23 protein-coding genes are annotated in these 19,886 nt (G+C 64.3%); 10 read left to right on the top strand and 13 right to left on the bottom strand.

The window, feature by feature from the left end; translation table 11 throughout:
• The first annotated feature begins 83 nt into the window (after positions 1-83).
• Both HOY44_RS11495 and HOY44_RS11490 read left to right on the top strand, forming a co-directional pair.
• On the top strand, positions 84-2,702 hold the full coding sequence (locus tag HOY44_RS11495) for a TRAP transporter permease (protein ID WP_008331783.1): 2,619 nt from the start codon (positions 84-86) through the stop codon (positions 2,700-2,702).
• Positions 2,699-3,139 carry a universal stress protein gene (locus tag HOY44_RS11490; protein WP_008331784.1) on the top strand — a complete coding sequence of 147 codons (441 nt, stop codon included), beginning with the start codon at positions 2,699-2,701 and terminating at the stop codon, positions 3,137-3,139. Before HOY44_RS11495 ends, HOY44_RS11490 begins: the two co-directional genes overlap by 4 nt.
• A gap of 29 nt (positions 3,140-3,168) precedes the next feature.
• Here the strand turns inward: HOY44_RS11490 and HOY44_RS11485 are convergent, their stop codons facing one another.
• The gene (locus HOY44_RS11485) at positions 3,169-3,597 is read right to left on the bottom strand and encodes a phage holin family protein (protein WP_008331785.1); all 429 of its coding nucleotides are present in this window, start codon (positions 3,595-3,597) and stop codon (positions 3,169-3,171) included.
• Entirely contained in the window at positions 3,594-3,893 is a 300-nt protein-coding gene (locus tag HOY44_RS11480) for an ElaB/YgaM/YqjD family protein (protein ID WP_008331788.1), read from the bottom strand. Before HOY44_RS11480 ends, HOY44_RS11485 begins: the two co-directional genes overlap by 4 nt.
• A gap of 214 nt (positions 3,894-4,107) precedes the next feature.
• Between HOY44_RS11480 and HOY44_RS11475 the strand changes: the two genes are divergently transcribed.
• Positions 4,108-4,278 (top strand): DUF1328 domain-containing protein, encoded by a 171-nt coding sequence (locus tag HOY44_RS11475; RefSeq protein WP_008331790.1) that lies wholly within the window; start codon positions 4,108-4,110, stop codon positions 4,276-4,278.
• 65 nt (positions 4,279-4,343) lie between these two features.
• On the opposite strand, the gene HOY44_RS11470 is transcribed toward HOY44_RS11475, so the two are convergent.
• Positions 4,344-6,422 (bottom strand): SGNH/GDSL hydrolase family protein, encoded by a 2,079-nt coding sequence (locus HOY44_RS11470; RefSeq protein ID WP_287434810.1) that lies wholly within the window; start codon positions 6,420-6,422, stop codon positions 4,344-4,346.
• 131 nt (positions 6,423-6,553) lie between these two features.
• A complete protein-coding gene (locus tag HOY44_RS11465) occupies positions 6,554-7,363 on the bottom strand; it encodes a response regulator (protein ID WP_502710697.1) in 810 nt (269 codons plus the stop codon).
• A gap of 139 nt (positions 7,364-7,502) precedes the next feature.
• Here HOY44_RS11465 and HOY44_RS11460 point away from each other — a divergent pair, with 139 nt between their 5' ends.
• The 4 genes from HOY44_RS11460 to HOY44_RS11445 are packed head-to-tail and all read left to right on the top strand — an operon-like array spanning position 7,503 to position 10,256.
• Entirely contained in the window at positions 7,503-7,664 is a 162-nt protein-coding gene (locus tag HOY44_RS11460) for a NepR family anti-sigma factor (protein ID WP_008331795.1), read from the top strand.
• Positions 7,654-8,232: an RNA polymerase sigma factor gene (locus HOY44_RS11455; protein WP_287434808.1), complete on the top strand. Its 579-nt coding sequence runs from the start codon at positions 7,654-7,656 to the stop codon at positions 8,230-8,232. The genes HOY44_RS11460 and HOY44_RS11455 overlap by 11 nt, the downstream gene beginning before the upstream one ends.
• Positions 8,229-10,010: a sensor histidine kinase gene (locus HOY44_RS11450; protein WP_008331799.1), complete on the top strand. Its 1,782-nt coding sequence runs from the start codon at positions 8,229-8,231 to the stop codon at positions 10,008-10,010. Before HOY44_RS11455 ends, HOY44_RS11450 begins: the two co-directional genes overlap by 4 nt.
• Before the next feature lie 48 nt (positions 10,011-10,058).
• Positions 10,059-10,256 (top strand): CsbD family protein, encoded by a 198-nt coding sequence (locus HOY44_RS11445; protein WP_008331802.1) that lies wholly within the window; start codon positions 10,059-10,061, stop codon positions 10,254-10,256.
• A gap of 67 nt (positions 10,257-10,323) precedes the next feature.
• Here the strand turns inward: HOY44_RS11445 and HOY44_RS11440 are convergent, their stop codons facing one another.
• Positions 10,324-10,593: a YMGG-like glycine zipper-containing protein gene (locus HOY44_RS11440; protein WP_287434807.1), complete on the bottom strand. Its 270-nt coding sequence runs from the start codon at positions 10,591-10,593 to the stop codon at positions 10,324-10,326.
• Between the two features lie 151 nt (positions 10,594-10,744).
• On the opposite strand from HOY44_RS11440, the gene HOY44_RS11435 reads away from it, so the two are divergent.
• A complete protein-coding gene (locus tag HOY44_RS11435) occupies positions 10,745-11,236 on the top strand; it encodes an MgtC/SapB family protein (protein ID WP_287434806.1) in 492 nt (163 codons plus the stop codon).
• Here HOY44_RS11435 and HOY44_RS11430 read toward each other — a convergent pair.
• From HOY44_RS11430 to HOY44_RS11405, 6 genes are all read right to left on the bottom strand, one after another.
• Positions 11,212-12,153: a hypothetical protein gene (locus tag HOY44_RS11430; RefSeq protein ID WP_287434805.1), complete on the bottom strand. Its 942-nt coding sequence runs from the start codon at positions 12,151-12,153 to the stop codon at positions 11,212-11,214. The genes HOY44_RS11435 and HOY44_RS11430 overlap by 25 nt on opposite strands.
• Before the next feature lie 8 nt (positions 12,154-12,161).
• Positions 12,162-12,605 carry a VOC family protein gene (locus HOY44_RS11425; protein WP_287434804.1) on the bottom strand — a complete coding sequence of 148 codons (444 nt, stop codon included), beginning with the start codon at positions 12,603-12,605 and terminating at the stop codon, positions 12,162-12,164.
• 93 nt (positions 12,606-12,698) lie between these two features.
• Positions 12,699-13,427, bottom strand: coding sequence for a ZIP family metal transporter (locus HOY44_RS11420; RefSeq protein WP_138422503.1), 729 nt, complete (start codon positions 13,425-13,427; stop codon positions 12,699-12,701).
• Positions 13,428-13,504: 77 nt separating this feature from the next.
• A complete protein-coding gene (locus tag HOY44_RS11415; RefSeq protein ID WP_287434803.1) occupies positions 13,505-13,900 on the bottom strand; it encodes a hypothetical protein in 396 nt (131 codons plus the stop codon).
• Between the two features lie 165 nt (positions 13,901-14,065).
• Positions 14,066-14,971, bottom strand: coding sequence for an oxygen-dependent tRNA uridine(34) hydroxylase TrhO (gene trhO, locus HOY44_RS11410; protein ID WP_287437218.1), 906 nt, complete (start codon positions 14,969-14,971; stop codon positions 14,066-14,068).
• A gap of 60 nt (positions 14,972-15,031) precedes the next feature.
• The gene (locus HOY44_RS11405; protein ID WP_008331822.1) at positions 15,032-15,529 is read right to left on the bottom strand and encodes a hypothetical protein; all 498 of its coding nucleotides are present in this window, start codon (positions 15,527-15,529) and stop codon (positions 15,032-15,034) included.
• A gap of 139 nt (positions 15,530-15,668) precedes the next feature.
• On the opposite strand from HOY44_RS11405, the gene HOY44_RS11400 reads away from it, so the two are divergent.
• Both HOY44_RS11400 and pncA read left to right on the top strand, forming a co-directional pair.
• Positions 15,669-17,048 carry a trypsin-like peptidase domain-containing protein gene (locus tag HOY44_RS11400; RefSeq protein ID WP_287434802.1) on the top strand — a complete coding sequence of 460 codons (1,380 nt, stop codon included), beginning with the start codon at positions 15,669-15,671 and terminating at the stop codon, positions 17,046-17,048.
• A 4-nt stretch (positions 17,049-17,052) separates the two neighbouring features.
• Entirely contained in the window at positions 17,053-17,652 is a 600-nt protein-coding gene (gene pncA, locus HOY44_RS11395) for a bifunctional nicotinamidase/pyrazinamidase (RefSeq protein WP_287434801.1), read from the top strand.
• Here pncA and HOY44_RS11390 read toward each other — a convergent pair.
• Positions 17,649-18,692 carry a patatin-like phospholipase family protein gene (locus HOY44_RS11390; protein WP_287434800.1) on the bottom strand — a complete coding sequence of 348 codons (1,044 nt, stop codon included), beginning with the start codon at positions 18,690-18,692 and terminating at the stop codon, positions 17,649-17,651. The genes pncA and HOY44_RS11390 overlap by 4 nt on opposite strands.
• A gap of 238 nt (positions 18,693-18,930) precedes the next feature.
• Complete coding sequence (locus HOY44_RS11385) at positions 18,931-19,857, bottom strand: NAD(P)-dependent alcohol dehydrogenase (RefSeq protein ID WP_287434799.1); 927 nt, start codon at positions 19,855-19,857, stop codon at positions 18,931-18,933.
• Positions 19,858-19,886: the final 29 nt, after the last annotated feature.

Genomic DNA, 19,886 nt, shown 5'->3' with positions numbered 1-19,886 from the left:
GATCAGGAGGGCGGTCCGCCGCCCTCCCCTCCCAAAGTAAATCAACGATTTCTGAGCGCCGATCTGGCCGGGACGGAGGGACCATGTCCGACAAGGAAAACCGAGCACTGAACGAACAGGAGCTTCAGGAGCTCGTCGCGGCCTCAGACAGCGGGGCGCGTTCCGTTCCGGGCAATCTGGGCATCTTCATCGCGGCCGTCGCGTTGATCTGGTCGATTTTCCAGGTCCTGCTCGCCTCGCCCTGGGCGCCCTATATCCTGCCCTCCGACGCGATCAACAACTCGCGCCAGATCCACCTCGCCTTCGCGATCTTCCTGTCCGCGATGGCCTATCCGCTGTTCAAGCGCGCGCCCAAGCACAAAGTGCCGTGGTATGACTGGGTGCTCGCCATCGGCGGTGCCCTCCTCGCCCTGTACGGCTATTTCTTCTACGACAAGATCGTTTCGAACGGCGGGCTGGCCGACCAGACCGACGCCATCGCATCGCTTGCCGGTCTGGCCCTGCTGTTCATCGCCGCTTACCGGACCCTCGGCCCGGTCATGGTCATCCTCGCAATGATCTTCCTTGCCTACGTGTTCTTCGGATCGTCCGACGTGGTGCCCGAGCAAATCCGATGGGCGGGCGCGAGCCTGCGCAAGGCCATGTCGCATATGTGGATCACGTCCGAGGGCGTGTTCGGCATCGCGCTGGGCGTTTCGACCCGTTTCGTGTTCCTCTTCGTCCTCTTCGGGGCGCTTTTGGACAAGGCGGGCGCGGGCAACTACTTCATCAAGATGGCCTTCGGGGCACTGGGTCACCTGCGCGGCGGCCCCGCCAAGGCGGCGGTCGTCGGCTCGGCGGCCACCGGCCTGATCTCTGGTTCGTCCATCGCCAACGTCGTGACCACCGGGACCTTCACCATCCCGCTGATGAAGCGCGTGGGCTTTTCGTCGGAAAAGGCCGGTTCGGTCGAGGTCGCTTCCTCGGTCAATGGTCAGATCATGCCGCCCGTCATGGGCGCGGCGGCGTTCCTGATGGTCGAATATGTCGGCATCTCTTACGTCGAGGTCATCACCCACGCCTTCCTGCCCGCGATCATCTCCTACATCGCGCTGGTCTATATCGTGCACCTCGAAGCGGTGAAGAACCGGATGCCGACGCTGGGCGACAAGGTCGTCAAGCTGTGGCGCACCGTCTTGGGCATGTTCCTGTTCTTCGCGGGCTTCGCGATCCTGTGCTACGCGACGCAATTCCCCGTCCGCCTCGTCACGTCGATGGTGCCGACCGGGTCGGGCTGGATTCTCGCCGCGCTTCTGGGGCTGGTCTACCTTGGCCTGATCTACCTCGCCTCGACCGTGCCGGATCTCGAACCCGACGATCCGAATTCGGAAAACGTCGAGCTGCCGCACATCCCGAGCATCTACAAGTCGGGGCTTTACTACCTGCTCCCGATCATCGTGCTGGTCTATTTCCTGATGATCGAGCGCAAGTCGCCGGGCCTGTCGGCGTTCTGGGCCACCTTCCTGCTTTTCGGCATCCTGCTGACCCAGCGGATGCTCAAGGCGATGTTCCGGGGTGAATCGGCTGCGGTCGGCAAGCTCAAGGACGGGCTCTTCGACCTTGTCGCGGGCCTGATCGACGGCGCGCGCAACATGATCGGCATCGGCCTCGCCACCGCGACCGCCGGGATCATCGTGGGCACCGTGTCGCTCACCGGGATCGGTCAGGTGATGGCGGACTTTGTCGAGTTCCTGTCGGGCGGCAACCTGATCCTGATGCTGATCTTCGTGGCGATCCTATCGCTGATCCTCGGGATGGGCCTGCCGACGACCGCGAACTACATCGTCGTCTCGTCGCTGATGGTCGCCGTCGTTGTGGAGCTGGGCGCGCAATCCGGCCTTGTCGTGCCGCTGATCGCCGTTCACCTCTTCGTCTTCTATTTCGGGATCATGGCGGATGTGACACCCCCCGTGGGGCTTGCGAGTTTCGCGGCCGCCGCCGTGTCGGGGGGTGACGCGATCAAGACGGGCTTCACCGCGTTCTTCTACAGTCTGCGCACCGTCGCCCTGCCTTTCGTGTTCATCTTCAACACCGACCTTCTGCTGATCGACGTGACGCTGGTGCAGGGAATTCTCGTGTTCATCGTCGCGACCATCGGCATCCTGATCTTCACCGCCGCGACGATGGGATGGTTCCTGACGAAAAACCGGATCTGGGAAACGGTGGCGATGCTTCTGATCGCCTTCACCCTGTTCCGCCCCGGCTTCTTCATGGACATGATCCAGCCACCCTATGACGAGGTGGAGCCGACGGCGCTGGAGCAACGTCTGGAACAGGCCCCGGCGGGGCGTGACCTGCGCGTCGTGATTTCGGGCCCCGACTTCGACACGCTCGAGATGAAGGATCTGACCGTGGTCCTCACCGTGCCCGAAGTCGAGGGCGCGCAGGCCCGGCTGGATGAATGGGGTCTCCTGCTTCTGCCCGAAGGCGATCAGGTCATTCTCGAAGAGCCGATGTTCGGCACGCCGCTGTCGGATCAGCTTGCCTCGTTCGACTTCTACGGTGACGAACCCGTCACGATCTCGGCGGTGCGCGCACCTGCCGAGCAATTGCCGAAGGAGCTGATGTTCATCCCGGCGCTGGCGCTCATGGCGCTGATCGCCTTCCTCCAGTCCCGCCGCGCCGAAACGGCGGCCCCTGCCCGCAAAGGAGTGCCGGCATGACCATCAAGACCGTGCTCTGTGCCATCGACATCAACCGGCCCGAAGCCGAAGCGATCGTGCTGAGACGCGCGCACAAGATCGCCGAGGCCGAGGGCGCGCAACTCGACGTCATCACCGTCGTGCCCGATTACGGCATGTCGGTGGTCGGCGGTTACTTTGACGAGAAGCACACGCAAAAGGCCGTGGAACACGCCCATGCGCTGCTTTGCGACGCGGTGGGCAAGGTGCTGGGCGAAGAGGCAAACGCGGCCTGCCGTCACGTGGTCGCGGTCGGCAAGGCTTATCAGGAAATCCTCAAGGTGGCGGAAAAGGATGAGGCCGATCTGATTGTCCTCGGGGCCCATGACCCCGATCTGTCCGACTATCTTCTCGGCCCGAACGCGGCGCGGGTGGTGCGCCACACCAAGGCGTCAGTCTACGTGGTGCGGGAAGTCTGAAACGAAAAGGGCGGCTCTTGCCGCCCTTTTCAATGATGATGCAGATCGTGGGGATGCGGCTCATACGCCGGATCGTATCCCGGCGGCGGCGCGGACGGCTTGGTCGTCTTGCGCGCGGCCATGCCGGCTGAAATGCCCTGAATAAAGGCCGTGCCGAGCGTTCCGACCGCGGCGACACCGGCGGCAGGCGCGACCGTCGAAACAGGTGCGTTCACGCTGGGTGCCATTGAAATCTTCGCGCGGCTGGTGCGGGTCATGGCAAGGCAGATCAGGCCGAGACCCACGAAAATCCCGCCGAAAATCAGCGCCAGTTGCATCGGCTCGAAGAACGCGGAGAGCGCGATCCAGCCCGCGACGGCGAGAAAGGCGAAGCCCACGAACAGCATGATGCCGCTCGCCACACCGAACATGGTGCGACGAACGGCAAGTCTGATGCGGTATTCAAGCGCGGCGATCATTTGCGCGCCAGAAACAGCCCGACGATGAAGCCGACACCGGCGGCGATCCCCACGGCGGCCGCCGGGTTTTCACGAACCTGGTTTTCGGCGTTGCGATAGGCCGCGACGGTCGCGTCCTGCGCGTCGGCATAGGCCTTTTCACCCTGCGCCCGCGCTTTCTTGGCGGTCGCGGATGCGCGGTACTTGGCTTCGGCACCGGCGGTGGTGGTCAGATCTTTGAGCGTGGCGGTCAGCGATGACACGTCGGTTTTCAGCGAAGCGACCTGTGCTTCGAGATCTTTGACGTGGCTGTCCATTGCTTTTCCATTCGAACTTTGTGCGGCAGTGGCCATTGGGAAAACTCCTTCCGGGGTGGTCTGTCCATTCAGGGGTCCAACGCATGCGCGCGGGTGCTGTTCCACCGCCAGCAGATTCTTTTTCGGAACTTTCCTGACCCCGGCTCAGTTTCAAATCCAATGATCCGCGCCGCATGGCGCACCCTGTAACAACTTGAAAGAAGGAGGTTTCGTCATGCTCGGTTGGGCTCTCACATTCCTCGTCATCGCCATCATCGCCGCCGTGTTCGGCTTCGGTGGCATCGCTTCGGCCTCGGCCGGGATCGCGCAGATTCTGTTCTTCGTGTTCCTCGTCCTGTTCGTCGTCGCCCTCATCGCCCGTGCGGTGCGTGGTCGGCGCGTGTAAGCCGGACAAGACCCTGAAAAGGTGGGGCGCTCCCGTACCTCGGGCGCCCCATTTTTTTTGGCCGTTCAGTCCTTCCGGGCCTCGCCCCCGAACAGCGACTGATAAAACCCCTCAGCCACAAGCCGATGTCCGAAAAAATTCGGATGGAACGTCCCCGAAACCGAGGTGTTGCGCGTCGCGACCCGCACGAGGCTCGGCTGGATCAGCACGCTGTCGTTCGCCGTTCGGATCGCGCGCCCGGCGACGCGGTAGCCGTAGGGGTCGAGGTCTTCGATGTTCCAGTGACCGGGCCGGCCTTGGGGCACGAGGTGCGGCAGCGCCAGATGTTCGCCGGTCCACCAGCCGTGACCCACGAAGGCATCACGCGTTTCGCACACGAAACTGATCCCGAGATCCTGCGCCGTATCCGCCAGCCTGACCCGGAAGGTGTCGAAGAAATCCAGCGCCTTCCACGCTTCTTCCTCGGTCACCACGTATTCCCATTGTTTCGTCCAGGATATGACGCGCGTCGCCTCGTCGATCCCGTTCCAGGCACTGAGATCGTCATAGGTATCGCTTTGTGCGCCATAGACGACCTGATCCGTATAGCGCAGCCGCGCGCAGGGCGGCGTAACCGGCGGCACGGTGCGCAAGGGGTCCGGGTATTGCGCCATGGAAATCGCCTCGGCCGGAACCTTAAGCCGGTGCTTGAGGATCGAGACGGCCAGCGAAAAACGCTGGTCAATGCCGCCGACAAGCTGCCCGTTCCGCTCGGACCCGGTCAAAAGGTCCATCGCGTCATAGCCGTTGGCACCGCGCAGACGGGCGCAGCGCGCATAGGCCGCCGGGTGCAATCTTTTGTCCGCCTGATAGACCGGCGGCGGGCAGACCGCTGGCGCCGCGATGGATTTCAGCCAGCTATCCTCGTAATCGACCGGCAGGATGTAGTAGCGCACCATCTCGCCGAAAGCGACGTCATTGCCGCCGATGGAAAGAAACACATGGTCGGGCACCCTGAGTTCGTCACAGTCCATCAACCCGTCGTGCGGATAAGATCGGCTGATCCCCCCCGCCTCGCGGGCCGGGCGCATCCAGGGTTCCGAGCGCCCACCCGGTGCAAGCTCGGTTCCCCTGTAAGTCCTTTCGAAGTCGCGGATCGAAAGTCCGCCCAGTTCCTTGTCCGTCACCGGGAAGTAATCGGGATGGGCGCGGTGGCGAGGGTTTTGCGAAAGCCCACCGGCGCACAGATCCTGCACCACCGCGTTGACCTGCGCATACCTCAGCCAGACCGGCCCGTCGGACCCCTCTTCGATCACGCGGCGTTGCGGGAAGATGAGCCCGTCGAAAATCTCGGCGCCGCTGCACGAGTAATGCAGAAACGACACGAACCTATGCGGGTCTTCGGAGGCAAGGCGCAGCGCGGTCAGACCTTGGTAAGAGAAAAAGCTGCGATGGCAGGTGTTGTCGATCCAGCGCCGATCCGGTCCGGGTTCAAGGAATTGGCTGCGCCGTTCCGCAAGCCAGCCGATGTCGTTGGAATTGGGAAACCGCAGCGGTTTCCATTCGGCCGGCAGATCCGGGTTCCCCTCGCCCGACGAATAGGAATCGCCCACCCCGACGATCACCATGTGCTCGGGCTTGATCCAGGCCAGCACGGTTTCCCCCCCGACCTCAACGGAAACGAAACTGCCCCTGAGCGGCACACGTGTATCGAAAGGCGCATCGCAGGGCTGCGGCGCCCCCCCTTCCCACATGCACATCGCGCCCTCGGCAAGCGGGTCTTCGCCCTCGACCGTCAGCCGGAACCGGGCGGAAACGGTCGTCTGCGGGTCTTTCTCGTGCTTCACGAACCGCGTGACCCGCGGCGAATGAAGCTGGCGTATCGGATCCCAATGGAGCGTCGCACCCGACCGGATGGCATCGGCATAGGGCGATTTCATACCGCCGGGCCTGCGGTCGAGCCGGGCGTGCCAGCCGTCGAAACCCCCGTCCTCGTCGCGCAGCCGATACTCCTGAAACACAGCGGAAGGCAGGTTCAGCGCCTCGAAAGGGCCGAACCGATTGGTGATTTCCCAGTCGATCCGATAATCCGGCGCGGCGGTCGCCCCGCTTGCGACCAATGCCGCGACGATCCCCGAAAAAACCAACCTCATCCCGAATGCCATGACGCGACCCCGCAAAATACGACGGGGCCGATCTTAACGCCCCTGCCCGGCAGGTGAAGGCGTCGGCGCGACAAAAAAAGCGGCGCTCCCGAGGGTGGGGAACGCCGCTTCGCACCTTTAGTGTGGCTGGTTCAGGTCTCCAGCGTCTCGGTCGAGGAGAAGAACATCGCTTGGCTGACGGCCGAGCGCACCTGATCCTCGGAATAGGGTTTGGTGATGACGAAAGCCGGTTCGGGCCGCTCGCCGGTCAGGAGCCGTTCGGGGAAGGCGGTGATGAAGATCACCGGAATGTCCCCCGCGCTCTTGAGGATCGCGTTCACCGCGTCGATACCCGAGGAGCCGTCGGCAAGCTGAATGTCCGACAGGATCAGGTCCGGCGTCTCTTTCCCCGCCAGATCGACGGCACCGCGTTCGGTCCGGGCGACGCCGGTGATCGCGTGGCCCATGTCGGCCACGATATCCTGAAGGTCCATCGCGATGATCGCCTCGTCCTCGATGACGAGGATGCGACCCTTCACGCTGTCTTCCATCTCGCGCCGCGCGACGGTGATGAGGTGGTTCACCTCGTCCTCGTCGATGTCCATGACCTTGGCGATGTCCGAGGTCGGAAATTCTTCGACGGTATAGAGCAGCAGCGCCTCGCGGGTGTTGGTCGTCAGCTTGGCCAGATGACGCTGGGCGCGGGCATGAATGCCCTCTTCCCCCACTTCGACCGGCGAGCCGGAGCTTGACCAGATCTGGTGGAACGCGCGGAACAGCGCGACCTTGTGGTCATAGCCGAGTTCAAAGACCGAGCGATCTTCGAGCAACGCCTCAAGCGTGGCCGCCGCGTAGGTGTCGCCGGTCTTCTGGCTCCCGGTCAGTGCACGCGAGTAGCGCCGCAGATACGGAAGCAGCGCGGCGATCTTGACTGAGAGAAATTCTGTATCGGAGTCGGGCATCCCATCCATCCCTGTTTATTTCCCCATTTTTTTCACGTTCGTCGGGAACAAAACACGCCGGACCGGGTTTGGTTCCCGAAGACGGCAAAAAAAGTGTGCGCAATCGAGGCAGATAAGAAACGATGGGACACGGACGACTATGACCAAGGACAACGATAAGGATCGCTGGGACGAAAAGATCGACCAGAACCTCCGGAAAGTCTTTCAAAGCAAGCTTGACGAAGACGTACCGGACAAGTTCATGGAACTGTTGGCGCAACTGCGCGAGCAGGACGATCAGGGGTCCGCTCATGGCAAATGATGTGCGACCTGTGGACCCGCGCGAAGCCGTTGTCGAGCATCTGCCGGCGATGCGTGCCTTTGCCGCGAGCCTGACGCGAAACTCCGCCGCCGCCGACGACCTCGTGCAGGACACGATCGTCAAGGCGTGGAAAAACTTCGACAAATTCAAACCCGGCACCAACCTGCGCGCGTGGTTGTTCACCATCCTGCGCAACACCTTTTACTCGGACCTGCGCAAGAAAAAGCGCGAGGTCGAAGATGTGGACGGTGCCATGGCCAGCACGCTCAGCGAAAAGCCCCACCATGACGGACGGCTCGCGATGGCGGATTTCGAAAAGGTCTTCGCCGAACTGCCGGTCGAGCAGCGCGAGGCGCTGATCCTCGTCGGCGCCTCGGGCATGTCCTATGAGGAGGCCGCCGAGACCTGTGGCGTCGCGATCGGCACGATCAAGAGCCGGATCAACCGGGGCCGTGCCCGGCTGGCCGAGCTTCTCGAACTGAACGAAGACGATGGACTGGAACTTACCGACAGCGCGACCATGGCCGTCCTGAATTCCGGAATGCAAGTGAGGAAGACCGGTCATTGATCAATACGTTCCGGGAACGGAGCCGGTCGCTTACCTTTCGGATCGCCGGTCTCCTTGCCATCGCGCTCTTGCCCGTTGGCCTCATTTCCGTTGCCACCACCTATCAGCTGCTGGATCGCGCCGACCGCGATCTGGCGGACACGCTTCTGGCGCTCACGTCTGACGCCGCCGCCGAACAGGAGGCGGCGATCAGAACCGCGACCGGCGTGGCCAAGACCGTCGTGACCATGATCCCGGTCCTGCGCGAAGCGGGGTATCCGTGCGAGCAACCGATGTCCGCGCTGCTCAGAGACACGCCCGAGCTGTCCTTCATCGGGTATGTCGGGCGAAACGGCGATATACTGTGTGCCTCCGACGCGATGGGGTCGAGCCTGGCGGAGCGGCCCCTGCACAAGGAATTCGTCGACAACCCCGGCCCGCGCGTCAAATTCTCGCTGCGCGGTTCGATCAGCCAGACCTCGGTCATCGTCGTGTCGCTTCCGGTCATCAACGGCGGCGATTACGACGGCTATGTCGTCGCCTCGCTGCCGCACCGCAGTCTCACGACACCGACCATCACCGATGAAGAGGCGGCGAGTCGCCCCCTCGAACTCATCACCTTCAATGGCGATGGCGAGGTTCTCACCTCGTCCTCGGACGCCACCAACCTTTCGGCGAACCTGCCTGCGAACCGATCCCTCCGGGCGCTTGCCGCCGGTGGCAGCGAAGTGGCCTTCATCGCCGAAAACGCCCGCGGCCAGCGCCGCGTGTTCGCGCTCGTCCCCATCGTGCAGGGACAGGTCTATGCGCTGGGAAGCTGGCAGTACCGCCGCAACACCGTGGCCAACGGCATGAGTTTCGGCACCTCGATGCTGTTTCCCCTGCTCATGTGGCTCGTGAGCCTTCTGGTCGCGTTCTACGCCGTGCAGCGCATGGTCATCAAACCGACACGCAACTTGCGCGCCCGGATGCTTCAGTTCATGCGCTCGCGCAAACTTGTCGAACCGCGGGCCGATCGCCGTCTGCCGACCGAGATTCGGGACATGGAAGAAACCTGGATGCGGCTGGCCGAGAACATCCTGCATGACGAGGCCGAGCTTTACGACACGATCCACCAGCGCACCGTTCTGTTGAAAGAGGTGCATCACCGGGTGAAGAACAACCTTCAGCTCATCGTGTCGATCCTCGGCATGAAGATCCGCAAGGCGCGCACACCGGCCATCAAATCCGCGCTCGGCGACATTCAGCAGCGGGTCATGTCCATCGCCCGCGTCCACCAGAACCTTTACGAGACATCGACGGCCGAACGGGTGCGGGCGGGCGAACTGCTCCAGACCATCGTCGCCCAGATGGTGAAATCCGCTCAGACCGGGGACTCCACCGACGTCCGGCTCGAAGCGCATTACGACGACTGCGAGGTTTACCCGGATCAGGCGGTGCCCCTATCGCTCGCCGTGTCGGAACTGGTTACCAATGCGCTCAAACACATGGGGCCGACGAGCACGGGCGAAACGCCGGTCATCGAGGTCCGGCTGGACTGTGCACCGGGAACGGACCGGGGCGTGGTGACCGTGCGAAACACGCTGGCGCTCGACCGGGAAGAGCCTGAGGACGACGTGTCCACCGGGCTGGGCGAGCAACTCGTGCGCGCTTTCGTGGGCACGATGGAGGCCAAGGTCACCCGCGACCAGACCGACACCCATTACTCTGTCGTCATCGACTTTCCGATCCACGGTTTCGACGCCGAGATCATTCCCTCGGACCACACGCATCCGCCGATTCCGGTCGGGAACCGTTAGACGAGATCGAACGTTTCGCTTGCATGCTGCAACGAAAGGAGGCTCCCGATGAACTGGGACCAAGTGCAAGGCAAGTGGAAGCAGATCAAAGGTGACGCGCAGACCCATTGGGGCGAGCTCACCAATGACGACCTCGACGTGATCAACGGCGACCGGACCAAGCTGGAAGGCATCCTTCAGGAGCGCTACGGCAAGTCCAAGGAAGAGGTCCAGCGGGAAGTCGACGACTGGCTCAACGCCGCCTGATCCCGCCCCCTGAAACGCGAAAAGCCCCGCCTGAGCGGGGCTTTTCTTTTGTCCGTTGTGGGTCGGATTAGGTCGGGCAGGCCGCCTTGTAACGGTTGCCGGCGCTGTCCTGATAGATGCACATATTGCGCTCGTCCGCCGCGCGACCGATCAGGTTGCCTGCGGCCGCACCGGTCGCCGCACCCACGGCTGCACCCGCGAGCGAGCCCGAGGTCAGACCGCCGATCGCAGCACCCGTGGCCGCACCGACCGCCGTTCCGGTCGTCTGGTTCTGGGTTTCACACCCGGCGAGGAAAAGGGCCGAAGCGGCCGCGACCGCGAAAATTGGGGCTTTCATGATTGTCTCCTACGTTCCCTGTTTTTTGCAAGATTCGATGCAACCCTAACAAACCTTGCGACAGATTTGTTCCGAAGTTTCCGTAGCTTCCGCAAATAAGCGGAGAGTCACCGGGAACCGCAGGGCCTGTCGGGTGGTTACCCATACCGCCATGCTAGACACACTCGCCCAAGAATTCTCGACCACCACGTTCCTGCCGCTGGGCATTCTCGCCCTCCGTCTGGCGGGCGCCTTGCTGTTGTGCGGCCTGATCGGGTTCGAACGCGAGGCGCGCGACCGCCCGGCGGGACTGCGCACACATATGCTCGTCGGCATGGCTGCCGCCGTCTACTGCATCCTGATGCTGGAACTCATGAACCGGGGCGAGGCCTGGGGTGACGGGGCACGCTATGACCCGATCCGCGTGATCGAGGCGGTGACCGCCGGTGTCGCCTTTCTTGCCGCCGGGATGATCGTCTTCAGCGGCGGCAAGGTTCAGGGCCTGACGACCGGTGCCTCACTCTGGCTGGCGGCCTCGGTCGGTCTGGCCTGCGGGCTGGGCCTGTGGGCGCTGGCGCTGATGGTCACCCTGCCCGCCATCACGATCGTCTGGCTCATCGGTATCGCCGAACGGCGGCTTCAGGGGCGCGAGCGATCCGGATAGGCCACCGCCGCCAGCCGCTGTTCGAACCCGGCCATCGCCGGTTCCACAAGCGAGAAGACCAGCCAGTCGGCCATGTGCCGTTTGCAGATCCGCGATCTGAGTGCAGGTGTGAGCTTGGCCGCCTGCCCCGCCGCCGCTTCTGAGATGTCGCTCAGCGTCGGCAGGTTGTGCGAGCGCCGGAAATGTTCGAGCGAGGCCGAAACATGCTCGCTCACCCCGAGGAAGGAATAAGTCGACACCAGCCGCTCTAGCATCTCCGACACATTGCCCGCCTTGCCCACGAGTTGCGCAAGCTGCGGGTTCGCGGGGGCGCCGTCGACATAGGCCTCGAACGTCGGAAATTCCTCCAGAAACGCCGCGTGGTCCGGGTTGTCCGGCGACGATTGCGCCACGTAGTCGGAAAACAGCCGATCCGCCGGATTGCGAATGAAGCTCGCGAATTGAACTTCGCTGGCCCCTTTCACAACCTCGGACAAGCGCTTGAACTTGAGCGGCCCGGCAAGAGCCTGACGCAAGCGCCCCTTGGCCGCCTCCCGCGCGTCGAGCGCCGCCTGCCACTCGGCCTTGAGGTCCCCGCCCAGCGCATTGGCCCCGATGGTCCGCGTGCGGTCGAACACGCCCTTGAGCGTGCCCATCACGGCATTGCCCGCCGTCATCGGCACATGGACGAAAAACAGGATGTCGCGGTCGGTGCCGAACGATCCGGGGATCACCCGGCCCGGGTCGAAGCGCGCCAGTATCCGGTCGGCCAGGCCGTTGGGCAGCGCACCCAGCGCCACCTCGGTCTCGGCCCTCAGATCGGCGGGCTGGTGTGCGGCAAAGGATGCGGGCGATGCACCATCGCCCTCACCCACAGGGGCGATCCCGCGCCGGTCGCGGGCGTTCAGTCGAACCAGATCTTGCAGTCTGCGGGACATGATACCTCCTACCAGTCTCCCGTGTTCTCCATCGAAGCCCACGGCTCTTGTTTCTCAAGCGCGGGGCCGTCCTGAATCAATTCCACGGAAATATTATCAGGGGATTTAAAGAACGCCATGCGACCATCGCGCGGCGGGCGATTGATCGTCACGCCCGCGTCCATCAGCTTCTGACAGAAGCCGTAGATGTCATCGACCTTGTAGGCCAGATGCCCCCAGCTGCGCCCGGTCTCGTAGGTCTCATCCGAGTCCCAGTTGTAGGTCAGTTCAAGCTCGGGCGCGGCCGTCGCCTCGGCGCTCTCCTTGTCCTTGGGCGCGGCGAGAAAGACGAGTGTGAACTTGCCTTCGGGCACATCCTTGCGCCGGATCTCGACCATGCCGACCTTGTTCACCCAGAAATCTAGGCTTTCTTCCAGATCGGTCACACGGACCATCGTGTGCACATAGCGCATGGGAACTCCTTTTCGTTTCCCAACAGGTAAGAAAGGAACGGGTTGACCTCAACCAAAGGTTTCACGAACCTACGGAAACGTGGCGTCGGGCGATCAGGGCGCCCCGGCACCGACGACGGACATGGCGACGATCCCCAGCCCGAACCCCGCCAGCGCCGCCAGCGACGGGGCTTCGCTGTATTTCAGGTGCGCTTTCACCGCGATGTCCTCGAATGTCAGGAACAGGATGCCCCCTGCGGCGGCGAGCATGATGCTCCCGGTGACCGCAGGCAATTCGCTCAGAAACAGGAACCCGACCGCCGCCGCGATCGGTCCGACCGCGGCCAGCGCGAAAAACGCACCCGTCACCCGCGCCGCGCTGCGTTTGCCATGCGCCATCATCTCGCGGAAGGCATTGAATGCTTCCGGCAGGTTCTGCGCCCCGATGAAAAAGGCCAGAAGCGCGCCGTTTCCAGACCCCGTCGCCATCAGCGCACCCAGCGCCAACGCCTCGGGCACGAAATCGGTCAGCATGGCGCTCAATTGCGCGTTGGCCGCGCGCCCACGGGCCTTGCGACGCCGTTCGATCAGCGCGAACAGCGCCCCGCCGGCAAAGAACGCGGCCAGTCCCGGCCCGAGCGGCAGAAGCTCCAGCCCATCCGGGACAAGAACGAATGCGACGGCCGAGACGAGGATGCCCCCCGCCAGCGCGATCATGCTGTGGCGGAACTCCTGCTCGAGCCAGCGGGGCTGAAGCCGTTCGATCCGTGCCAGCGCCCCGCCAAGCGGGATCATCAATCCGACGGCGGCGCCGTAAAGAAGCGCAAGAATGAAATCAGGCATCACAGAAACTCCCAGAACCGCCAGGCCCCGTCAAACTGGCGCGCCCGGCGCCTGCCGAAACCCGTGCCGCTTTCCCGTCACAGCCCGTCCGGCAGGCGTTCGTAGAAGGCCCACATCCGGTCCACCGGGGCGCGGCAATAGCTCCAGCGCATCAGGAAGCCGGGGAAATGGTCGCTGTTGGAAAGCTCCAACCGCCCCCAATACCACGACCCCATGTATTCCACGTCGCAGCGCACGTCCGACAGGTCCTCGGCCCAGTAGCCTTCAAACACGTGATCGGTGAATTCGAGCCAGAAACGCCCGTTGTCCTCGGAATAATTGCCGTCGTAACGCGACCCGTTCTGAAAGACCCAGACCTCGCCCCATTCGGTGTCCCAAGCGCCACCGATGGTCTCCATCGTCTCCCAGCCCTGCGCCGCCGCGCCACTCGCGCACATCACCGCGAACCCGACGATCGCCCCTAACTTCCGCAAAACGCCCCTCCTGCCCTATCCTGTCAGGCTAGCATCACCCGCCACACATCCGAACCCCCAAACGAGCATCCGTCCAACCTTCTCTGTTTCAAAAATACTTCGGAGGGGTTTGGGGAGGCTGGCCTCCCAACGGGTCGGCGCAGGCATCAGCCTGCGACGAAACCACTATCGCGGGCCGAGGTGCTTTTCGCCGCGCGCCTTGGACAGCGCGATCTGGCGCTGGCGTTCGCGAAACCGCTCGCGCCGGGCGTCGTCATACTCGTCGATGCATTGGTGGCAGGACACCCCCTCTTCGTACTCGGGCCGGGCCTTGTCTTCGGGCAGGATCGGGCGGCGGCAGGCGTGGCACATCTCATGCGGGCCTTCGACCAGCCCGTGCCCCACGCTCACCCGTCCGTCGAAGACGAAGCATTCGCCGTGCCAGAGGCTTTCGTCCTCCGGCACCTCTTCGAGATACTTGAGGATGCCGCCCTTGAGGTGAAAGACGTCTTCGACCCCCTGCCCGATCAGGTAATTCGTCGATTTCTCGCAGCGGATGCCCCCGGTGCAGAACATCGCGATCCGCTTATTGTGGAAGCGATCCTTGTTCGCCTCCCACCACGCCGGGAAATCGCGAAAGCTCGCGGTTTCGGGGTCGACCGCACCGTCGAACGTGCCGATGGCGACCTCGTAGTCATTCCGGGTGTCGATCACGGCCACATCGGGCGCCGAAATCAGGGCGTTCCAGTCGGCGGGGTCAACGTAGTGGCCGACCGAGGCGCGCGGGTCGACGTCGGGCTGGCCCATCGTCACGATCTCTCGCTTGAGCCGCACTTTCATCCGTCCGAACGGCTGCTCGGATGCCTGCGAGAGTTTATAGTCGAACCCGGCACAGCCCGGCAGCGCGTTGATATAGGCGACAAGCTCGCGGATCGCCGCGTCTGTCCCGGCCACGGTCCCGTTGATCCCCTCGCGCGCGAGCAGCAGCGATCCGGTGATCCCGCGCTCGCAACAGAACTTCGCCAACGGCCCCTTGATCGCGGCGGGGTCGTCGAACGGCGTGAAGTGATACAGGGCGCAGACGGTGAACATGGCGCGGGGCTTACGCCCGGCGCCGGTTCCGATCAAGTCTCTCTGGTGGGCGTGCGACGCTCAGTAGCGATAGCCACGGGTCAGCGCAACGCGGGCCTGAAGCGACTGGAGCAGGCTGTCGAACGCCTCGCGGCTGCCGAGAGCCGAGCCCGAAATGGTCAGGTTGCCGTCCATATGCCGGATCTCGATCACACGGGTGCCGGAGACCGAACGCGTCTTGATGTCGGAGATGCCCTTGTAGGTCAGCCGCAGAACGGCGGGATTGTCCGGTTGCGCGGGGGCCGAAATCGCCTCGTTGTCCAGCACGATCGGCGCTTTCTGTTCCGACGGGCGCATCCAGTTGCGCACCTCGTCAAAGGTGACCCAGCCGGTCACCAGCCCGAGCACGCCATAGGCGAAGGTCGCCCCTTGCGGGCCGAAGGTCACCGCGCCCAGATCGAGGCTCCCGTTGTGGGTCATCGCCATATAGGCGGCCCAGACCGTAATCAGCCCGCAGATCACCATCAGCAGAAAGCCCTTGGCGGTCGTCAGCGTATATTCGTAGGTTTCGTGGGTCATTCGTCGAAATCCGGGAGTGGCAGCACATTCGATGGGATGAATCTCGCCCCGGATTGAGGCGGCATTTGGGCCGGATCGGTGCATTGTCTTGAATTTGCCGGGGCGCTGCGCCAAATCGAAACGCAACACGGAGGAGCCCATGATCCGCACCCTCGCCTTGTGCATTGCCCTTCTGCCTCTGGCCGCGGCGGCCCCGGCGCAGGTGCCGACCTCGACCGCGCAGATGCAACTGTCCTTCGCGCCGGTCGTCGAACAGGCCGCCCCGGCGGTCGTGAACATCTATGCCTCGCGCGTGATCGAACGGCGAAACCCCTTTGCGGATGATCCGTTTTTCTCGCAGTTTTTCAGGGACTTCGAGATTCCGCCCCAACAGCAGAACTCGCTCGGCTCAGGCGTGATCGTGGGGGACGGTCTGGTCGTGTCCAACTACCACGTCGTCGGCAACGCGACCGACATCCAGATCGTTCTGGCCGACCGCCGCGAATACGCGGGAACGCTGGTTCTGGCAGACGAGGCCGCCGATCTGGCCGTGATCCGGCTCGAAGATGCGCCCGATCTGCCCGCGCTCGACTTCGCCGATTCCGATGCGCTTGCCGTCGGCGACCTCGTGCTTGCCATAGGCAACCCCTTCGGCGTGGGTCAGACCGTGTCGTCGGGCATCATTTCCGGCCTTGCGCGGACCGGGCAGGGCGGCGGGGCGCTGCTTCAGGGCGGGCGTTATTTCATCCAGACCGATGCCCCGATCAACCCCGGCAATTCCGGCGGCGCGCTGGTCGATATGAACGGCGACCTCGTGGGTATCAACACGCAGATCGTCACGCGATCCGGCGGGTCGAACGGCATCGGCTTCGCGATCCCCGCGAACCTCGTGAAACAAGTGGTGGCCCAGGCCGCCGGGGGCAACGACCGGTTCGAGCGGCCATGGTCCGGGGTCGAGGTGCAGCTTGTCGATGCCTCGCTTGCCGGCGCTCTGGGGCTCGACCTGCCTATGGGCGTTCTGATCCGCTCGATTTCCAAGGACAGCCCTTTCGCGGTCGCCGGGCTGAAGACGGGCGACGTGATCGTGGCGATCGAGGATTTGCCGGTGAATGCCGCCGCCGAACTCGACTTCCGCCTCGCCACCTACCCGATGGGGGAAAAGGTGTCGGTTCGCTATCTGAATGCCGATGGCTATCACACCGCCCGCGTGACGCTCGTGGCCGCCCCGCGCGGGACGCTCGCGGCGCTGGTCACCATATCCGTGCCCGGCCCGTTTCAGGGTCTGACCCTTTCGCCCCTGACCCCGGACATCGCGCGCAACCTCGGGCAACCGATGGACGCGACCGGCGTGGTGGTGGTCAAAGCCGAAGGGCCCGCCCAGCGCACCGGGTTCCAGCGCGGCGACGTGATCCATGCGGTCAACCAGATCAGCGTCACATCGGCCGATGAGCTTCAGGCCGTGTTGGAAAGCGGGTCACGCTGGTGGCGGGTCGATTTTTCGCGCGGCGGGCGGCGCATCACGGCCCGGTTCAACGGGTGACGGTATGACCGACGCGCTCATCGTCATCGACGTTCAGAACGACTTCTGCCCCGGTGGTGCGCTTGCCGTGGACGGCGGGGACGAGATCGTGCCGGGCATCAACCGGCTGATCCGCGACTTTCCCATCCGCGTGTTCACGCAGGACTGGCATCCGGCCGGCCACAGTTCCTTTGCCTCGTCCCATCCCGGCAAGGCGCCGTTGGAAATGGTCGACATGGACTATGGGCCGCAGGTGCTCTGGCCCGACCATTGCGTGCAGGGCACCGATGGCGCGGCGCTCCACGAAGACCTGATGACGGACCCTGCCGACCTGATCCTTCGCAAGGGGTTTCGGCCCGAGATCGACAGCTATTCGGCCTTTTTCGAGAACGATCACCGCACGTCCACCGGGCTGGAGGGATACCTGCGCAGTCGGGGCGCGACACGGCTGACCTACGTCGGGCTGGCGACCGATTTCTGTGTCGGCTGGTCGGCGATGGACGCCACGCGGCTTGGCTTCGCGGTGACGGTGCGGCTGGACCTGTGCCGGGCCATCGACGCGGACGGGTCGCTCGACACGGCACTGGCCGGCATGAGCGACGCCGGCGTTACGCTGATCGGTTAGAGATAGCGTTCTTCGAGCTTTGCCGTGCCCGTCACGCCGAGAGATGCCCTGTGGACCGCCAGCCACTCCGCAGCCGTGTCGGACCCAAGTCCGTGCAGGTCCGTGAGCAAGGACCATGAAGGGAACATCTTGGATTTCGGGTCGAACTCCCGCATCGCGATCTCGTTCTGGATTTCATGCAGGCGCAGGTTCGCGATCGACTGGATGAACGGCACGCCGCAGACCGGCGGCCGCCCGTCCAGTTCCGCCTTCAGCAAGGCGATGGCGCGAATGTCCTTGGTCAGCGTCTGGTTGAAGGTCAGTTCCGATATCCGGTCCGGTATACGGTCCGGCGAGGACGGGGTGCGCCTGCGGTTGATCGGGTTGACCGTGACCAGCACGAGGTCGTGGTTCCCGCTTTCCTGCACTAGCTGCACCAGCGGCGGATTGGCGGAATAACCACCGTCCCAATAGTCTTCACCGTCGATCTCGACCGCCGGAAAGGCCAGCGGCAGGCAGGCCGAGGCGATGACCGCCTCCAGCGTCACGTCGTCGTTTCGAAAAATGCGCGCGGCACCGGAGCGGGCATTGGTGGCCGAGATGAAGATGCGCGGCGCATCCGGGCGTCGGAGCGCCGCGAAATCGACGTGATCGCGCACGATCTCTTCCAGCAGCATCTGTGCGGGCCGCCCGTTCTGGGGATGCGGGGTCAGCGACAGTTGTGCGCCGGAGATGAGGTTCAACCATGACGCCGTGGCCGACGTCCACTTCGGGAAAGCGTCGAAGACCGCGATGAACGGCGCGAGTTGCCGTGCGCCCCGGTTCACGGCCTCCCAGAACGACGCGAGCGACCGCCGCGCACCGTCCCGGCCCCCGACGGCGAGACCGGAGGCCGCGACGACCGCGTTCATCGCGCCCGCCGAGGCGCCGGAAATCGCGGTGATGTCGATGCTCTCCTCAGCGAGGAGCCGGTCGAGCACACCCCAGGTGAAGGCGCCATGTGCCCCGCCGCCCTGAAGCGCCACATCCAGTTTCACGGCATTGATCGTCGTTCCGTCCATCACCCGGCCTTTCTTTGCTGCATTGCAGCATACTCCGGATATAGGGCACTCGCGAACGAATTGCGAAGCCCCCACGCGTCACGAGACCGTGGGGTCGCAATTCGTGCGCTTGCGCGCGCAGCTTTTTCGCCGCCCCGCCTTGCGGCAGGTCGACGCGGTGGGGAGGCCAGCCTCCCCAGCCGGTCCTTTGCGGGGCAAAGCACCGGCTCCCCTCCGAGGTTTCGGGAAACAGAGAAGATCAGGGGGTGATGACCAGTTTTCCGGCGATCTCGCCGGCCCCCATCCGGGCCAGCGCGGCGGGCGCGTCCCCGAGCGGGGCGGTTTCGCCGATGTGGGGCGTGATGTCGCCGCTTGCGGCGAGGGCGACCATGCGCCGGGTCATGTCGGGGCCCTGCGGAACCATCAGGAGGCCGGTGCGCTTTGGCGGCAGCGCGCCCGCGATGATGAACTTGGTGGCACCTCCGACGAGGCGGTACTGGCCCGTTGGTGTCAGGCATCCGGCGACGGTCCGCATCGGCCGTGTCGCGACAAGGTCGAGGATGCTGTCGAATGTGGTGGACAGCGTGGCGAAGTCCGTCTTGCGGTAGTCGATCAGGTGATCCGCCCCCGCCGCACGCATCACCACCTGTTTGGCGGCGTTGTCCACGGCCCAAACCTCGGCCCCCGCGCGTTTCGCCATCTGGATCGCGAGCGGCCCTGCGCCGCCCCCGCCGCCGTTGATCAGCACCCGTTGGCCGGGGGCGAGCTTGCCCTCGAAAGCCTCGATGGCGATGGCACCGGATTGGGGAAGGGCGGCGGCGGTCGTGAAATCCATGTCGTCGGGGAGGCGCACCCAGCGGTCGGCCTTGGCGGCGCAAAAGCCGGCGAAGCCCCCGAAGCTTTCGAATGTATCGGCCACCACGCGGTCGCCCACGGAAAACCCGGTGACGCCTTCGCCCACCGCGTCGACCACGCCCGCCACGTCGGAGCCTGCCACCCGCACACGCATGACCATTCGGGCCAGCCGCCCGTAGAACGGCCGCCCGGTCGCGAATTCCCAGTCGGATGCGTTTGCGCCGCAGGCCATGACCCGGACGCGGACCGCGCCGCGCCGCACGGTTGGCTCCGCGATGTCCTCCACCCGGAACGCATCCGCCCCGTAGCCGCGCATCACCACCGCCTTCATGCTTGAAATCCCCTGCCGCCCCGGCTCAC

It is taken from the genome of Maritimibacter sp. (genome assembly GCF_016774595.1).
Taxonomy (GTDB): domain Bacteria; phylum Pseudomonadota; class Alphaproteobacteria; order Rhodobacterales; family Rhodobacteraceae; genus Maritimibacter; species Maritimibacter alkaliphilus.
This window is presented reverse-complemented; position numbering and strand designations above follow the sequence as displayed.

Excerpts from the sequence above, each read along its gene's own strand:
- HOY44_RS11495 (WP_008331783.1), top strand. The coding sequence starts at position 84 with ATGTCCGACAAGGAAAACCGAGCACTGAACGAACAGGAGCTTCAGGAG.
- HOY44_RS11490 (WP_008331784.1), top strand. The coding sequence starts at position 2,699 with ATGACCATCAAGACCGTGCTCTGTGCCATCGACATCAACCGGCCCGAA.
- HOY44_RS11485 (WP_008331785.1), bottom strand. The coding sequence starts at position 3,597 with ATGATCGCCGCGCTTGAATACCGCATCAGACTTGCCGTTCGTCGCACC.
- HOY44_RS11480 (WP_008331788.1), bottom strand. The coding sequence starts at position 3,893 with ATGGACAGCCACGTCAAAGATCTCGAAGCACAGGTCGCTTCGCTGAAA.
- HOY44_RS11475 (WP_008331790.1), top strand. The coding sequence starts at position 4,108 with ATGCTCGGTTGGGCTCTCACATTCCTCGTCATCGCCATCATCGCCGCC.
- HOY44_RS11470 (WP_287434810.1), bottom strand. The coding sequence starts at position 6,422 with ATGGCATTCGGGATGAGGTTGGTTTTTTCGGGGATCGTCGCGGCATTG.
- HOY44_RS11465 (WP_502710697.1), bottom strand. The coding sequence starts at position 7,363 with ATGCCCGACTCCGATACAGAATTTCTCTCAGTCAAGATCGCCGCGCTG.
- HOY44_RS11460 (WP_008331795.1), top strand. The coding sequence starts at position 7,503 with ATGACCAAGGACAACGATAAGGATCGCTGGGACGAAAAGATCGACCAG.
- HOY44_RS11455 (WP_287434808.1), top strand. The coding sequence starts at position 7,654 with ATGGCAAATGATGTGCGACCTGTGGACCCGCGCGAAGCCGTTGTCGAG.
- HOY44_RS11445 (WP_008331802.1), top strand. The coding sequence starts at position 10,059 with ATGAACTGGGACCAAGTGCAAGGCAAGTGGAAGCAGATCAAAGGTGAC.
- HOY44_RS11440 (WP_287434807.1), bottom strand. The coding sequence starts at position 10,593 with ATGAAAGCCCCAATTTTCGCGGTCGCGGCCGCTTCGGCCCTTTTCCTC.
- HOY44_RS11435 (WP_287434806.1), top strand. The coding sequence starts at position 10,745 with ATGCTAGACACACTCGCCCAAGAATTCTCGACCACCACGTTCCTGCCG.
- HOY44_RS11430 (WP_287434805.1), bottom strand. The coding sequence starts at position 12,153 with ATGTCCCGCAGACTGCAAGATCTGGTTCGACTGAACGCCCGCGACCGG.
- HOY44_RS11425 (WP_287434804.1), bottom strand. The coding sequence starts at position 12,605 with ATGCGCTATGTGCACACGATGGTCCGTGTGACCGATCTGGAAGAAAGC.
- HOY44_RS11420 (WP_138422503.1), bottom strand. The coding sequence starts at position 13,427 with ATGCCTGATTTCATTCTTGCGCTTCTTTACGGCGCCGCCGTCGGATTG.
- trhO (WP_287437218.1), bottom strand. The coding sequence starts at position 14,971 with ATGTTCACCGTCTGCGCCCTGTATCACTTCACGCCGTTCGACGACCCC.
- HOY44_RS11405 (WP_008331822.1), bottom strand. The coding sequence starts at position 15,529 with ATGACCCACGAAACCTACGAATATACGCTGACGACCGCCAAGGGCTTT.
- HOY44_RS11400 (WP_287434802.1), top strand. The coding sequence starts at position 15,669 with ATGATCCGCACCCTCGCCTTGTGCATTGCCCTTCTGCCTCTGGCCGCG.
- pncA (WP_287434801.1), top strand. The coding sequence starts at position 17,053 with ATGACCGACGCGCTCATCGTCATCGACGTTCAGAACGACTTCTGCCCC.
- HOY44_RS11390 (WP_287434800.1), bottom strand. The coding sequence starts at position 18,692 with ATGGACGGAACGACGATCAATGCCGTGAAACTGGATGTGGCGCTTCAG.
- HOY44_RS11385 (WP_287434799.1), bottom strand. The coding sequence starts at position 19,857 with ATGAAGGCGGTGGTGATGCGCGGCTACGGGGCGGATGCGTTCCGGGTG.